This window comes from Enterococcus sp. C50, from assembly GCF_040887505.1.
Lineage (GTDB): Bacteria > Bacillota > Bacilli > Lactobacillales > Enterococcaceae > Enterococcus_B > Enterococcus_B thailandicus.
The window spans coordinates 1-15,023 of the sequence record NZ_JBFOFW010000005.1; the positions used below are offsets into that span (position 1 = coordinate 1).

13 protein-coding genes and 1 other annotated feature are annotated in these 15,023 nt (G+C 35.6%); of the genes, 3 read left to right on the top strand and 10 right to left on the bottom strand.

The genetic code is table 11. The features are described from left to right. Positions 1–644: 644 nt before the first annotated feature. From AB3I20_RS07525 to serS, 3 genes are all read left to right on the top strand, one after another. Entirely contained in the window at positions 645–1,334 is a 690-nt protein-coding gene (locus AB3I20_RS07525; RefSeq protein WP_067483692.1) for a response regulator transcription factor, read from the top strand. Beyond that, positions 1,321–2,511 carry a cell wall metabolism sensor histidine kinase WalK gene (locus tag AB3I20_RS07530; protein ID WP_067483690.1) on the top strand — a complete coding sequence of 397 codons (1,191 nt, stop codon included), beginning with the start codon at positions 1,321–1,323 and terminating at the stop codon, positions 2,509–2,511. The genes AB3I20_RS07525 and AB3I20_RS07530 overlap by 14 nt, the downstream gene beginning before the upstream one ends. A gap of 44 nt (positions 2,512–2,555) precedes the next feature. Further along, positions 2,556–2,770: a binding site (T-box leader), on the top strand. Positions 2,771–2,818: 48 nt separating this feature from the next. Beyond that, complete coding sequence (gene serS, locus AB3I20_RS07535) at positions 2,819–4,090, top strand: serine--tRNA ligase (RefSeq protein WP_067483688.1); 1,272 nt, start codon at positions 2,819–2,821, stop codon at positions 4,088–4,090. 68 nt (positions 4,091–4,158) lie between these two features. On the opposite strand, the gene guaB is transcribed toward serS, so the two are convergent. From guaB to jag, 10 genes are all read right to left on the bottom strand, one after another. Next, entirely contained in the window at positions 4,159–5,643 is a 1,485-nt protein-coding gene (guaB, locus tag AB3I20_RS07540) for an IMP dehydrogenase (protein WP_067483686.1), read from the bottom strand. Positions 5,644–5,831: 188 nt separating this feature from the next. After that, complete coding sequence (locus AB3I20_RS07545; protein WP_218658012.1) at positions 5,832–6,527, bottom strand: DUF1129 domain-containing protein; 696 nt, start codon at positions 6,525–6,527, stop codon at positions 5,832–5,834. A gap of 89 nt (positions 6,528–6,616) precedes the next feature. Continuing rightward, the gene (gene ychF, locus AB3I20_RS07550) at positions 6,617–7,717 is read right to left on the bottom strand and encodes a redox-regulated ATPase YchF (protein WP_067483682.1); all 1,101 of its coding nucleotides are present in this window, start codon (positions 7,715–7,717) and stop codon (positions 6,617–6,619) included. A gap of 8 nt (positions 7,718–7,725) precedes the next feature. Continuing rightward, positions 7,726–7,917: a DUF951 domain-containing protein gene (locus AB3I20_RS07555; protein WP_067483680.1), complete on the bottom strand. Its 192-nt coding sequence runs from the start codon at positions 7,915–7,917 to the stop codon at positions 7,726–7,728. A 17-nt stretch (positions 7,918–7,934) separates the two neighbouring features. Continuing rightward, positions 7,935–8,825 carry a ParB/RepB/Spo0J family partition protein gene (locus AB3I20_RS07560; RefSeq protein WP_067483678.1) on the bottom strand — a complete coding sequence of 297 codons (891 nt, stop codon included), beginning with the start codon at positions 8,823–8,825 and terminating at the stop codon, positions 7,935–7,937. Next, entirely contained in the window at positions 8,812–9,579 is a 768-nt protein-coding gene (locus tag AB3I20_RS07565) for a ParA family protein (protein WP_067483676.1), read from the bottom strand. The genes AB3I20_RS07560 and AB3I20_RS07565 overlap by 14 nt, the downstream gene beginning before the upstream one ends. Positions 9,580–9,590: 11 nt before the next feature. Then, entirely contained in the window at positions 9,591–10,304 is a 714-nt protein-coding gene (rsmG, locus tag AB3I20_RS07570; protein WP_075491813.1) for a 16S rRNA (guanine(527)-N(7))-methyltransferase RsmG, read from the bottom strand. Between the two features lie 187 nt (positions 10,305–10,491). Next, entirely contained in the window at positions 10,492–12,396 is a 1,905-nt protein-coding gene (gene mnmG, locus AB3I20_RS07575; RefSeq protein WP_368027147.1) for a tRNA uridine-5-carboxymethylaminomethyl(34) synthesis enzyme MnmG, read from the bottom strand. Positions 12,397–12,410: 14 nt separating this feature from the next. Continuing rightward, positions 12,411–13,808 (bottom strand): tRNA uridine-5-carboxymethylaminomethyl(34) synthesis GTPase MnmE, encoded by a 1,398-nt coding sequence (mnmE, locus tag AB3I20_RS07580; RefSeq protein ID WP_067483672.1) that lies wholly within the window; start codon positions 13,806–13,808, stop codon positions 12,411–12,413. A 442-nt stretch (positions 13,809–14,250) separates the two neighbouring features. After that, the gene (jag, locus tag AB3I20_RS07585) at positions 14,251–15,015 is read right to left on the bottom strand and encodes an RNA-binding cell elongation regulator Jag/EloR (RefSeq protein ID WP_067483670.1); all 765 of its coding nucleotides are present in this window, start codon (positions 15,013–15,015) and stop codon (positions 14,251–14,253) included. Positions 15,016–15,023: the final 8 nt, after the last annotated feature.

The window sequence follows — 15,023 nt, forward strand, 5'->3', positions numbered from 1 at the left end:
ATCTTGAATTGAATCAAGACGCCCTACACATTTGGTTTGTCTTACTTTGTTCAGTTTTCAAAGGTCTACTTGAATTGCCGTAGCAACTTTTATATCATATCAGAGTGATGTTCGAATGTCAACTCTTTTTTAAAAAAGTTTTTTTGATTTCGTTTGAGAAATCTTTCAGCAACTCATTTATAATATCGCATCGCTTGTTATTTGTCAAGAACTTTTTTGAAGTTTTTCTTGATGAAGTCAAGCTTCATAAGCAGTTCTTTTTAAACAACTTAGTTATCTTATCATGCCATAATGGACATGTCAACAACTTATTTAACGACTAATCAACAAAATTTTAATTGCTCTTGTTGAACAAATAATAATATACCAACTTAAAATTCTAAAGTCAATAATAAAAATACTGTTTTAACAACATTTATAACAAGTTCGATCATTATTTAATTCTGCTTTAAAATCATTCGTTTTTTACACTATTTTCACTTAATTTCATATTATATCTGAAATAATTGTTCAGTTTTTTTCTATTATGTTTGATTTACAGTGATTTCTTCTAAATTTTTTGTTAACAAAGTGTTGCTTTTATCTATTTCTGCTTTTTTTTGCTAGAATAATGGTAAACACACTTATTCTGGAGGATTCATTATATGAAAATTTTAATTGCAGATGACGACAAAGAAATTGTAGAGTTATTAAGTATCTATGTACACAATGAAGGTTACGAGGCAGTAAAAGCTTATGACGGAAAAGAGGCACTATCAAAAATTAGAACTATTCCCGATATTGAATTGCTTATTTTAGATATCATGATGCCCGAAATGGATGGTATGCAAGTTGTAAAAGAATTACGAAAAGAATCTCAAATTCCAATTATTATGTTAACAGCAAAAACAACTGATATGGATAAAATCAAAGGGTTAGTTGCTGGTGCAGATGACTACGTAACCAAACCATTTAATCCATTGGAAGTTATGGCGCGTGTAAAATCTTTATTACGTCGTACAAAAATGCAAATAACTGCTGAACAACCGGATGTATTAGAAGTAAATTCATTAATAATCAACAAAGACTCCCATGAAGTAAAAACAATTGACGGGAAAGAAATCCAATTAACTGCTTTAGAATTTGGCATTTTATATCTTTTAGCTAGTCACCCAAATCGTGTCTTTAGTGCGGATGAAATTTTTGAACGTGTTTGGAAACAAGAAAGTATTGTCTCAGCAAAAACAGTTATGGTTCACGTGAGCCATTTACGAGATAAGATTGAAGAAGCTACAGGTGGAGAAAAAGTAATTCAAACTGTTTGGGGGGTTGGATATAAAATTGACGCAAGATAAGAGCGTGGGAAAAGAGAAACGACGGCGTATCATTTTAACTTCCAAAGAAATCAGTGAACTTTTAGCAGAAGGAATTATCACAGTTATTCTTTTACTTCTATTAAATGTCGCTATTTTAGTAGTAATTAGTTCTGTCATCAACAGCTCTCCTTCTCTCACAAATGCAATTTGGGACTCAAAAAATATTTTTGCCCAGCGACTTGGCTCTGATCTTTTTTGGAATGGTAGGAATTTTATTATTCCGCTTTTCTTACTATTAGATGTAGCAGTTTTATATTGGCGCTTAATTCGGCGCTATCGACAAATGCAATTACGTCACATTATCAGTGAGCTACATTTCATTGCTAATGGTAATTATGATCATCGAATCCCTTTTGAACTTAGTGGTGATCTTAGTAGAGTTGTTACTAGTATCAATGGCTTAGTAGATAGTACGGTTGCTGCTATTGAGGATGAGCGAAAAATTGAAAAATCAAAAGACGAACTGATTACAAATGTGAGCCATGACATTCGTACACCCTTAACATCCATTATTGGTTACTTAGGTCTGATTGAAGATGGACAATATCATTCTCAAGAAGATCTTTTGAAGTACACACATACTGCTTATGTAAAGGCAAAACAAATGAAATCCTTAGTTGAAGACCTTTTTGAATATACAAAAGTGCGACAGCCAGCAGTGCCTGTTAACTTTTCAGCATTTGATTTGATTCAATTAATCGAGCAGCTTGCTGCTGACTTTGAGTTAGAAGCTGCAAAAAAAAATATTCAAATACTTGTTCAATCTAAAGAGTCTTCTCTGATTATGGATGGGGATACAGAAAAATTGGTCCGCGTCTTTAATAATTTAATTACAAATGCCCTGAAGTACGGTAAAGGAGCTACAAATATTATCATTGAAGTCGAACGTGTCGGAACAGAAGTTGTAGCAGTCGTTAAAAATAATGGGGCAATGATTCCAAAACAATCTCTTGATAATTTATTTGATCGTTTTTATCGTGTGGAAGAATCTCGATCACAAGCAACTGGCGGAACAGGACTTGGGCTAGCAATTGCTCAAAGTATTGTTGCATTACACGGTGGGTACATTTATGCAAAATCAGATCAAAGTTGGACTTCATTTATTATGCACCTACCTTTGAAAAAAAATAGTAAACTTCCTCAAGATGAAAAATAATCAGTTGACGAATATCTCATTTTTCGATATTCTTAAGTCAATTAGTGAATACTAAACACAGAACCCAGTACACTTTATTTTTTAACAGAGAGCTGATGGTCGCTGCAAATCAGCAAAAAATAATTTGGAAGTTCCAGTTCTATGATGTGTGCTTTTTGAAATAAGAAAAGCCGGTTAACAGCCGTTATCTGTAAACAAGAGCAGCAATTAAAGCTGAACTCGGGTGGTACCGCGAATACAAAACTATTTCGTCCCAAGATTTTTGGGAAGGAATAGTTTTTTTTATTTATAAAGGAGGAATTAATTAATGTTAGATGTAAAAATGATGCGTCAGAACTTTGACTCAGTCCAAGAAAAATTAATGACACGTGGCGTAAAAAAAGAAACTTTGGCTGAATTTATGGAATTAGATGAAAGTCGTCGTAATTTGCTTGTAAAAAGTGAAGAATTAAAAAAATATCGAAATGATGTTTCTGCAGAAATTGCACAACTAAAACGTAATAAAGAAGATGCTTCTGCAAAAATTTCAGAAATGAAAGAAGTTGGTGGCAACATCAAAGCCTTAGATACAGAAATTGCTGATGTTGATGAAAAACTTACTCAGATTGCTACTACTTTACCAAACTTGCCTAATGACTCAGTACCAATTGGAAAAGATGAAGACGATAACGTAGAAGTTCGTCGTTGGAGCAATCCCCGAAACTTTTCTTTTGAACCTAAACCACACTGGGAAATCGCAGAAAATCTTGATATTTTAGATTTTGAACGTGGCGCAAAAGTTTCAGGAAGCCGTTTTGTTTATTATAAAGGATTAGGTGCACGCCTAGAACGCGCCGTGTATAATTTTATGCTTGATCAACATATTTATGAACATGGTTATACTGAAATGATTACTCCTTACATTGTTAACAGTCGTGCAATGTTCGGGACAGGTCAATTTCCAAAATTTAAAGAAGATGTGTTCCAATTAGAAAATACCGATTTAACATTGATTCCTACTGCAGAGGTTCCTTTAACCAACTATTATAATGACGAAATTTTAGATGGAAAAGATTTACCAATTCGCTTTACCGCTCTTAGCCCTGCTTTCCGTTCAGAAGCTGGTAGTGCTGGTAGAGATACTCGTGGTCTGATTCGTTTGCACCAATTTAACAAAGTTGAAATGGTTAAATTTTCTGATGCTGAACATTCTTATGAAGAACTAGAAAAAATGACTAATGATGCTGAAGATATTTTGCAAAAATTAAACTTACCTTATCGTGTCGTTGCTTTGTCAACAGGTGACATGGGCTTCTCTGCTGCTAAAACGTATGATTTAGAGGTTTGGATTCCCGCGCAAGATACTTTCCGTGAAATTAGTTCATGTTCAAACTGTGAAGATTTCCAAGCACGTCGAGCAATGATTCGCTACCGTGATGAAGATGGAAAAATTCATTACACTCATACATTGAATGGATCTGGTTTAGCTGTTGGCCGTACAGTTGCAGCTATCTTAGAAAACTACCAAAATGAAGATGGCTCAGTAACTATTCCTGAAGCTTTAGTGCCATATATGGGTAATTTAAGAGTAATCAACTAAATTTACTTTCTAAAACAAAAAACTTCCACCAAAATCAATTATGATTTTGGTGGAAGTTTTTCTTTTATTTATGATTCAACTGAGTAGTTTGGTGCTTCTTTAGTGATTTGAACATCATGTGGATGTGATTCTTTTAGTCCACTGCCACTCATTTGGATGAATTGTGCATCATCTCGTAGTTGTTGTAAGTTTGCAGCTCCGACATAGCCCATTCCAGATTTTAATCCACCAATCATTTGGAAGATAATATCTGCTACGCTTCCTTTATAAGCTACACGTCCTTCAATACCTTCGGGAACTAATTTATTTGCTTCATTGATACTTCCTTGGAAATAACGATCTTTTGATCCTTTTTCCATCGCACCTAATGAGCCCATTCCACGATATGTTTTGAAACGACGACCTTGGAAAATTTCGAATTCACCTGGTGATTCATCTGTTCCGGCTAGCATACTACCTAACATAACTGCATGTCCTCCAGCAGCTAGTGCTTTAACAATGTCACCTGAATATTTGATTCCGCCATCGGCAATAATTGTTTTACCATACTGACGCGCAACAGAAGCTGCATCATAAATTGCTGTCAATTGAGGAACACCGACACCTGCAACAACACGGGTTGTACAAATCGAACCAGGTCCAATACCAACTTTAACAACATCAACACCAACATCATAAAGTGCTTTCGTTGCTTCAGCAGTTGCTACATTTCCAGCAATCAGTGTTGCTGCTGGGAAAGTTTCACGAATTTCTTTAATCTTGCGAATTACACCTGCACTGTGTCCATGAGCTGTATCAATAATGATTGCATCTACACCAGCAGTTAACAATGCATCAGCACGTTCAAAAGTATCGCTTGTTACGCCTACAGCAGCAGCAACTAATAAACGACCATGTTCATCTTTCGCAGCATTAGGAAATTCGATGACTTTTTCAATATCTTTGATAGTAATCAAGCCACTTAAACGACCATCTTCATCGACGATTGGTAATTTCTCAATTTTGTGTTTTTGTAAAATTTTCTCTGCATCTTTTAGAGAAGTTCCTTCTGGGGCAACAACTAAGTTATCCTTTGTCATCACATCGTCAATCGGAATATGATAATCTGTTACGAAACGCATATCACGGTTAGTAATGATTCCTACTAATTTTCTATTTTCCAAAGTTTCAACAATTGGAACACCACTAATTCGATATTTACTCATTAATTCTTCAGCATCAGCAACTAGATGTTGTGGTGTTAAAAAGAATGGGTCAATGATGACGCCACTTTCTGAACGTTTTACTTTGCGAACTTCTTCTGCTTGTTGGTCAATTGTCATGTTCTTATGAATAACACCTAGACCACCCTGACGAGCCATCGCAATTGCCATCTTACTATCAGTTACTGTATCCATGCTTGCGCTCATAATTGGAATATTTAACTTAATGTTTTTTGCTAGTTGTATGCTCATATCCACTTCGTTTGGTAACACGTGACTTTCTGCTGGTATCAATAAGACATCATCAAAAGTAAAACCTTTTTTCGTGAACTTTGTTTCCCAGTTGGACATTGTTAGTACCACTCCTCTAATTTAGTTTATCTATTAAAATAAGCGATTTTATCCTTTAAGTCAATAACTAAGAAGCAACTGCTGCTTTATTTCTCATAAAACAAAGATTTTATTTTGATTATTCTCATTGTTACGAAAGAAAATATAAAAAAAACAACGCACGAATAATTTCGTACGTTGCTTGCTAATTATCTTCTTGGAACAGATAGACTGCCCACGATTTCATATTTTTTCTTCAAGTAGTAACGTAGTGCTAATGCTGCTGCACCAATCACAATTACTACAATTGGATTTAACACTGGGTTAAGAACTGGTGGAAGTAACGTTGTCGCTGAGAATGCGATTACCCACACAAGTGTTGAACCACCTAAAATCAATAATGTTTTTAACATTCCTGGTTTCTTGCTTCTATCTGCACCTGGATATTCATACTGATAAATATATTTATACATCATATAAAATACCCAACCACCGATAGCTGATCCAAACAGAAGTGTTGAGATTCCATAAGCTGGAGCTGTTTCACGTGAAAAGAAACCTGTAATTGCAATCATGATACTCAATAAACCTAATAACAATAATGTATTATCTAACCACATCAAAACTGGTGTAGAAGATTTTTTAGGTGCTACTGGCTTACTAATAATTGATTCTGTTCGCTCAGAAACTGTTCCAAAAAGCTGACGTGCAGTTTTGCCGCCTTTTTGTTCTTTCACCAAGACAGGTAACATATCATGAAGCGCATTAACTTTCTCTGCCTCAGATAAGTTTGCTGCTTCTAAAGATTTTTTCAAATCAAAAATATACTGTTGGTTTCGCTTCGTTAATTGTGTTTCTAAATTATTATTTTCTTTCACCATTTCACGTAATTGCTCTGGTTCCATGATCTAGTAGTCCTCCTTAGCCGTTAGTTTGCTTAACGGTCGTCACAAAAAATATTTTAACATATTTTTAGCAAACTATGATAGCCCTTTTATACATTAAAACGGAACAACATAACGTCTCCATCTTGTACAATGTACTCTTTACCTTCTAAACGAACACGTCCAGCTTCTTTAGCTGCATGCATATTTCCATATTTATTCAAATCATCGAATGAAACTGTTTCTGCACGAATAAAGCCACGTTCAAAGTCCGTATGGATAATTCCAGCTGCTTGTGGTGCCTTGATTCCTTTTCTGAAAGTCCAAGCACGCACTTCTTGCTCACCTGCTGTGAAATAAGTTGCTAATCCAAGTAATCCGTAGGCTGCACGAATCAATTGATCTAAACCAGATTCTTCAATTCCTAAAGCTTCTAAAAATTCTGCTTTGTCTTCTTCATCTAGTTCAGCAATTTCTTCTTCTGCTCGGGCACAAACTACGATAACTTCAGCATTTTCTTCTGCTGCAAAATTGCGCACTTCTTGAACATAATGATTTGATTCTGCATCAGCAACATCATCTTCTGATACGTTCGCCACATATAAAATAGGTTTAGTTGTCAGTAAAAATAGACTCTTAACGATTTTTTGTTCTTCTTCCGTAAATTCGATTGAACGGGCAGAACGGCCTTCTTCTAAAACTGGTTTGATTTTATCCAACACAGCTAACTCTGCCACAGCTTCTTTGTCTTTTGTTTTTGCTACTTTAGCCACACGTGTATAACGTTTAGTAATTGATTCCAAATCAGCTAAAACCAACTCTAAGTTGATTGTATCAATGTCGCCTAAAGGATCTACACGACCTTCAACATGGGTGATGTTATCGTCATCAAAACAACGAACAACATGACAAATTGCATCTACTTGGCGAATATGGCTTAAAAATTTATTTCCTAATCCTTCACCTTTACTTGCGCCCTTAACGATACCGGCAATATCAGTAAATTCAAATGTCGTTGGTACAGTTTTTTTCGGTTGTACAAGTTCTGTTAAGCGTTGTAAACGCCAGTCTGGTACTTCAACCATTCCAATGTTTGGATCAATTGTTGCAAAAGGATAGTTCGCTGCTTCCGCTCCAGCTTTTGTAATTGCATTAAATAAAGTTGATTTTCCTACGTTGGGCAAGCCAACGATTCCAGCAGTCAATGCCATAAATTAATTCACTCTTTCTTTGCCTTTTTTTCAAGTATTTTTTTTAGTTTTTTTTCAAAATCGCGACGTGTCATCATCACGATATGGCCACAGTTCACACATTTAATTTTGATGTCTGCTCCCATACGAATGATTTCCCAACGATTTGTTTGACAAGCATGAGGTTTTTTCATTTCAACAATATCGCCTAAATCATACATAAAATAGCCTCCTGTTTCTACTCTTCATCAAATTGAATGTTAAGAATATCAAGAATTCTTGTTAAATCGTTTTGTGAAAGATACTCAATTTCAATTTTTCCTTTGCCATCTTTTTCTTGAATCGCAACACTCGTACCAAATTTATCCATCAAACGATCTTCGCTTTCACGAATGTAATAAGGTTTTTCTTTTGCCAAACGTGGGATTTTTTTCTTTTCTTTCCCATCATTTTGATTTAATTCAGACACTGTTTGTTCTAATTGACGAACAGTTAAGTTTTCAGATACTACACGATTAGCTAATTTCAAAATAAGATCTTTATTTTTTAGACCTAATAAGGTTCTAGCTTGTCCCATTGATAAACGGTGATCTTGAACCATTTCCTTCACTAGATCTGGTAAAGACAACAATCGTAAGTAGTTCGCAATGTAAGGACGACTTTTCCCTAAACGGCTGGCTACTTCTGCTTGTGTCAAATTCAAATTTTTCATCAGCATTTCGTAAGCTTCTGCTTCTTCTAAAGGATTTAAATCTTCTCGTTGCAAGTTTTCTAAAACAGCAACCTGCATCATTGCTTCTTCATTGAATTCTCGTACAATTGCTGGAATTGTTTCTTTTTCAGCTAATTTTGAAGCACGAAAACGTCGCTCACCAGCGATAATTTCATACCCTTTTACCGTAGATCTTCTAACAATAATTGGTTGAAACACACCCGATTGTTCAATTGAATTAGCTAGCTCCTGTAGAGATACTTCTTCAAACGTTTTTCGTGGTTGATAAGGATTAGGACGTAGCTCGTTCAAAGGTAATTGAATAACTGCTTCGTCTTTTACATCAACACTTTCTAAATTTTCTAAATCTTGAAATAGCGCGTTGATTCCTCGACCTAGGCCTTTATTTTTCTTCACGATCAACCACTTCCTTTGCCAATGCTTGATAAACTTCTGCTCCTCGAGAACGTGGATCGTAGTCAATAATTGGTAGACCATGACTTGGTGCTTCTGATAAACGAACATTTCTTGGAATAATCGTATCATAGACTTTTTCACGGAAATACTTACGAACTTCTTCAACAACTTCTGTCCCAAGGTTCGTTCTTGCATCATACATCGTTAATAAAACGCCAGCAATTTCTAAGTCGGGGTTAAAATGTTTTTGTACTAAACGAACGGTATTAAGTAATTGGCTTAAGCCTTCTAAAGCATAATACTCACACTGGACAGGTATTAAAATTGCATCACTAGCAGTAAACGAATTGATTGTTAAGTGGCCTAAAGAAGGCGGGCAATCAATCAAAATATAATCATATTGATTCTTTACTTCTGCTAAAGAACCTTTTAATCGAGATTCTCTAGCCATCATAGAAGTTAATTCAATTTCTGCTCCAGCTAATTGGAGAGTAGCAGGCACGATATTTAAATTTTCATGTTCTGTTACAATCGTTGCTTCTGCAATTGGCAATTCATTCACCAATACATCGTAAATATCTTGCTTAACATCCGGTTTTCGGACACCCACACCGCTAGTAGCATTTCCTTGCGCATCCATATCAACTAAGAGTACTTTTTTTCCTAGGCTAGCAAGACAAGCACCTAGATTAACTGTAGTTGTCGTTTTACCAACTCCACCTTTTTGGTTTGCAACAGATATAATTTGTGCCATCTCTTCTCCTCCTACTTAATGGGTTGCTTATTAGGCAATCCAGGTTTTCTTGGATATTTTTTTGGTGTGACTTTTTTCTTTTCTATAGTAAGAATATGACGTTGATCCGAAATTTTTGGCAGATCAACTGCTGTCTCCTTGATAAATTTACCACCCAAGATAGCAATTGCATGTTTTGCTTCAGTCAATTCTTCTTCACTTTTAGCAGCTTTTAATGCATAAAAATGACCACCTAACTTGACTAGTGGCATACATAATTCTGCCAATACGTTTAATCTAGCAACAGCCCTTGCAGTAACTAAGTCAAAAGATTCACGAAATTCTATGTTTTGCCCAAATGTTTCTGCGCGATCATGGTATAAAGAAGCACTAATACCTAATAAGTTAGTTAATTCTGTTAAGAAAGTAATTCGTTTATTTAATGAGTCAACAATTGTAATTTGTAGCTCTGGAAAAACAATTTTTAATGGAATACTTGGAAAGCCTGCGCCTGATCCAACATCACACAAAGAAAGCTTCTCGGTAAAGTCAACTTCAAAAGCCAGTGTCAGCGAATCATAAAAATGTTTCAAATACACTTCATTTTCATCTGTAATAGCTGTTAAATTCATTTTTTCATTCCACTCAACTAGTGTTTTAAAATACGTGGCAAATTGCTCCATCTGATGATCAGATAAATGAATTTGTTTTTCTGCTAATGCTTGGCGAAATTCTTCTGGTGTCATAATTAGTCCTTTCATTGTGAAACAGAAATTGTTTCACAGAATCTTCTCCTACTTTAACGCAATTTTCTTTTTCTTGCAATGCTTCCTTGGACAATCTTAAAAAAATTCGCACTAAAAAACGAACAAAAAAGAACTCGAGCAAGTATATAAATTATTACAGCTCAAGTTCTCTTTTTATTTTAAAAATTTATTGGGCAGATGCGTTAACTTTCGCAATCTTCCCTTGTTCGATATACACCATCAGAATACTCAAATCGGCAGGATTTACACCACTAATTCGACTCGCTTGCGCAATCGTTTCAGGTTGAATTTTTTGCAATTTTTGTTTTGCTTCTGTAGCTAAACCATTGATTGCTGCGTAGTCGATATTTTCTGGAATTTTTTTAGCTTCCATACGTTTTAATTTTTCAACTTTTTCCATGGCTTTTTTGATGTAACCTTCATATTTAATTTGAATTTCAACTTGTTCAATTTCTTTATGTGTCAGTGCATCATTTTCTGGAATAAATTTTAACAAATCTGCGTAAGAAATCTCTGGACGTTTCAAGAAATCACTTGCCAAGACACCATCTTTTAATGGTGCTGCTTCAATGCTACTCAAGAAAGCTTGGACTTCCTCTGTTGGCTTAATTCGAATGCTCATTAATCGTTTGATTTCTTGCTCAACCGCTACTTTCTTCGATAGGTAAGAATCATATTGTTCTTCTTTTACTAATCCAATTTGATGACCCATTTCAGTCAAACGTAAATCTGCATTGTCATGTCGTAAAATCAAACGATACTCGGCACGAGAAGTAAGTAAACGATAAGGTTCATTTGTTCCTTTTGTCACCAAATCATCAATCATCACACCAATATAGCCATCACTACGTTTAATTACGAAAGGATCTTTTTCTTGGACTTTTAATGATGCATTGATTCCAGCAATCAGACCTTGACCTGCCGCTTCCTCATACCCACTTGTTCCGTTTGTTTGACCAGCTGTATACAAGTTTTCAATTACTTTTGTTTCAAGTGTTGGACGTAATTGATGTGGCTCAATGACATCATACTCAATGGCATATCCCGTACGCATCATTTCCACTTTTTCCAAACCAGCAATTGAATGCAATACATCTACTTGAACATCTTCTGGTAACGATGTGGATAGCCCTTGGACGTATACTTCTTCTGTATTTAATCCTTCTGGCTCTAAAAACAATTGGTGACGTGGTTTATCAGCAAAGCGAACAATTTTATCTTCAATTGAAGGGCAGTAACGTGCGCCCACACCTTCAACAATTCCAGTAAACATCGGTGCACGATGTAAATTGTCACGAATAATTTGATGCGTTGATTCACCAGTGTAAGTTAACCAACAAGGCTCTTGATCAATTTTATATGCACTATCAGGTGTGCTAAAACTAAAATGATTAGGTTTTTCATCACCAGGTTGTTCTTCTGTGACTGAATAATCAATTGTACTTGATTTTACACGTGGTGGTGTTCCTGTTTTAAATCGTTCAATCTTAAACCCTAATTCCTTTAGATTATTGGCTAAACCTACTGATGGCTGTGAGTTATTTGGACCTGATGAATATTTTAATTCACCAATAATAATTTCACCACGAAGAGCTGTTCCAGCTGTGATAACAACAGCTTTCGCGCTATAACGTGCGCCTGTAGAGGTAACGACGCCACGACAAACACCATCTTCAACAATTATTTCTTCAACAATTCCTTGTCGTAGCGTCAAATTAGGTTCTTTTTCAATGGTATGTTTCATTTCTGAGGCATAGGCATGCTTGTCAGCTTGTGCGCGCAAAGCACGAACTGCAGGTCCTTTTCCGGTATTCAACATTCTCATTTGAATGTACGTTTTGTCAATATTTTTTCCCATTTCTCCGCCTAAAGCATCAATCTCACGAACAACCACTCCTTTAGCTGGTCCGCCTACTGATGGATTACAAGGCATAAATGCAACCATATCCAAATTAATTGTTAATAGCAATGTTTTCGATCCTAGTCTAGCCGAGGCTAACGCTGCTTCAGATCCAGCATGCCCTGCTCCAACAACGATGACATCATACGACTCTGCTTGATATTGATTCAAAAGATGTTCCTCCTCTATTTTCCTAAACAAAATTGACTAAATAACTGTGTTATCAATTCATCTTGGACACTATCTCCAACTACTTCTCCAAGATAGTCCCAACAACGTGTCATATCGATTTGAACTAAATCAACAGGCATACCAGCCTCTATTCCTGTGACCACTTCATCTAATGAAATAGCTGCTTTTTCTAATAATGCGATATGTCGCGTATTTGAAACATAAGTTGCATCTTTCTCGCCTGTTTTCCCACCGAAAAACAGTTCAGTAATAGCAAGTTCTAATTGATCCAAACCATCATTGTTTGTGACTGAAACTGGAAAAACAGGTTCATGATTAATAAATGTTGCTAGTTTATCTAGTTCAATTTTTGCGGGTAGATCAGTTTTATTTAAAAGAATGATTCTCTTTAATCCACTGGTTGCTTCTAATAATTGTTCATCTTCTGCTGTTAGAGCTTCACTTTGATTTAAAACTAATAAAATCAAATCAGATTCAGACAAAGCTTTTCTACTTCTTTCTACACCAATTCGTTCTACAACATCATCCGTCTCACGAATTCCAGCTGTATCAATCAATTTCAAAGGTACTCCCCGAACATTGACATATTCTTCAATCACATCACGTGTCGTTCCGGCAATATCAGTTACAATTGCTTTTTCTTCTCGCAATAAATGATTTAGCAAACTTGATTTCCCTACGTTAGGGCGTCCAATAATTGCTGTGCTTAGCCCTTCTCGTAAAACTTTTCCTTGTTTTGAAGTTGCCAATAGCTCTTCAATTTTTTGATGAACCATTTGCGCTTTTTCAAGTAATAATTTAGTTGTCATTTCTTCAACATCATCATATTCTGGATAATCAATATTGACTTCAACTTGTGCTAACGTTTCTAAAATTTCTTGGCGCAATGCACGAATTAATGAAGAAAGATTTCCATCTAATTGATTAATTGCTAGGTCCATTGCCTTATCTGTTTTTGCACGAATTAAATCCATGACAGCTTCTGCTTGTGACAAATCCACCCGTCCATTTAAAAATGCACGCTTTGTAAATTCTCCTGGCTCCGCTAGACGCGCACCCTCTCTAAGTAAAAGCTGAAGTACCTGATTGACTACAACAATCCCACCATGACAATTAATTTCAACCACATCTTCACGAGTAAAAGTTTTCGGTGCTAACATTACTGAGACCATCACTTCATCCACTAGATGATTATCTTTTGGATCAGCTATATGACCATAATGAATCGTGTGGCTAGGTACTTCGAGTAAAGTTTTTGTTCCACTACGATAAACTTTATTGGCAATTTGAACTGCATGGTCACCACTCAAGCGTACAATACTAATTGCACCTTCACCTGGTGGCGTTGAGATTGCTGCGATTGTGTCAAACTCCAAAGTAATTTCAGCCATTTTTTCACTTCTCCTTTAATTTTACGCACAAAAAAAGCGCCCACTCCACCCTTTACGTAAAAAGGTGAACTTAGCACTTTGACTGCTTGTTCTTGATTAAATTCTTGTCATAGACTATCACATTTCTAAAAATGAATCAAGTTCTTTTGATTGACTAGTCTCTAACCTTATTTTTAAGCAAAAAAGTACAAAGCAAATGCCTTGTACTTCTTTTTATCAAAGTTAGACTACTACGATCGTATACTTCGATAAGAATGATTTCTAGTAAAATATACTTGGTTTAAAAAATTTTGTCAATCTGATTTTATTTCTTCACACCATTTAGCCATAAAAAAATTATTTTAGTGTTCTTTTTTTTATTATCTTCTATATATAGAAACAAAAAAGGAAATGTCACAAGTCAACTGACTTCTGACATTTCCTTTTTGATTTTTATTTCACTTTAATAGAATCTTTTTGCTGGCTCAACAACTAAATATCGATAAGGTTCTTCACCTTCAGAGTGTGTTTTTACTCCGTCATTTTTACTTAGTGCTGCATGAATTTGTTTTCGCTCAAAAGCCGGCATTGGTTCTAAAAATACTGGCTGACCTGTACGAATGACTTTATCAGCTGTTCGCTCAGCTAAACGCTGAATAATTTCTTGGCGCTTTTCACGGTAGTTTCCTACATTAACAACAATTGATAATTTGTTTGTAGCCACCCGATGGATAAATACTTGTGCTAAATACTGCAAAGCATTCAGTGTCTTCCCATGTTTACCAATTAGAATTCCTTGTTTTTGTGTTTCTAAGTGAAAAACAACTAAGCTTGCTTCTCTCTCCATTTTTACCAGAGCAGGCGCGTCCAAATGTTTAGAAATTTCAGTAAGATAAAGTGCCAATTCCGTTAAAGCTGCTTCATCATCCAAGTCACTTAATTCTTGTTCTACTGAACTTTCTTCTGACTCTACTTCAAATTCATCAATCACTGTGATTTCTACAGGAGTTTCTTCTAGAACGTCTTCAACTGTTTCTTCCACTACTTCTGAAATAGTTTCACTAACAGAGGGCTCAATAGACACTTGAGCATCTTTACGGCCCATTCCAAGGAAACCTTTTTTTCCTTCGTCAAGTATCTCAAGTTCAACTTGATCTTTAGTCAAACCTAATTGATTCAAACCATTTTGAATAGCTTCATCTACTGTTGCAGCTTTATAAATCGGCATTAGCATTA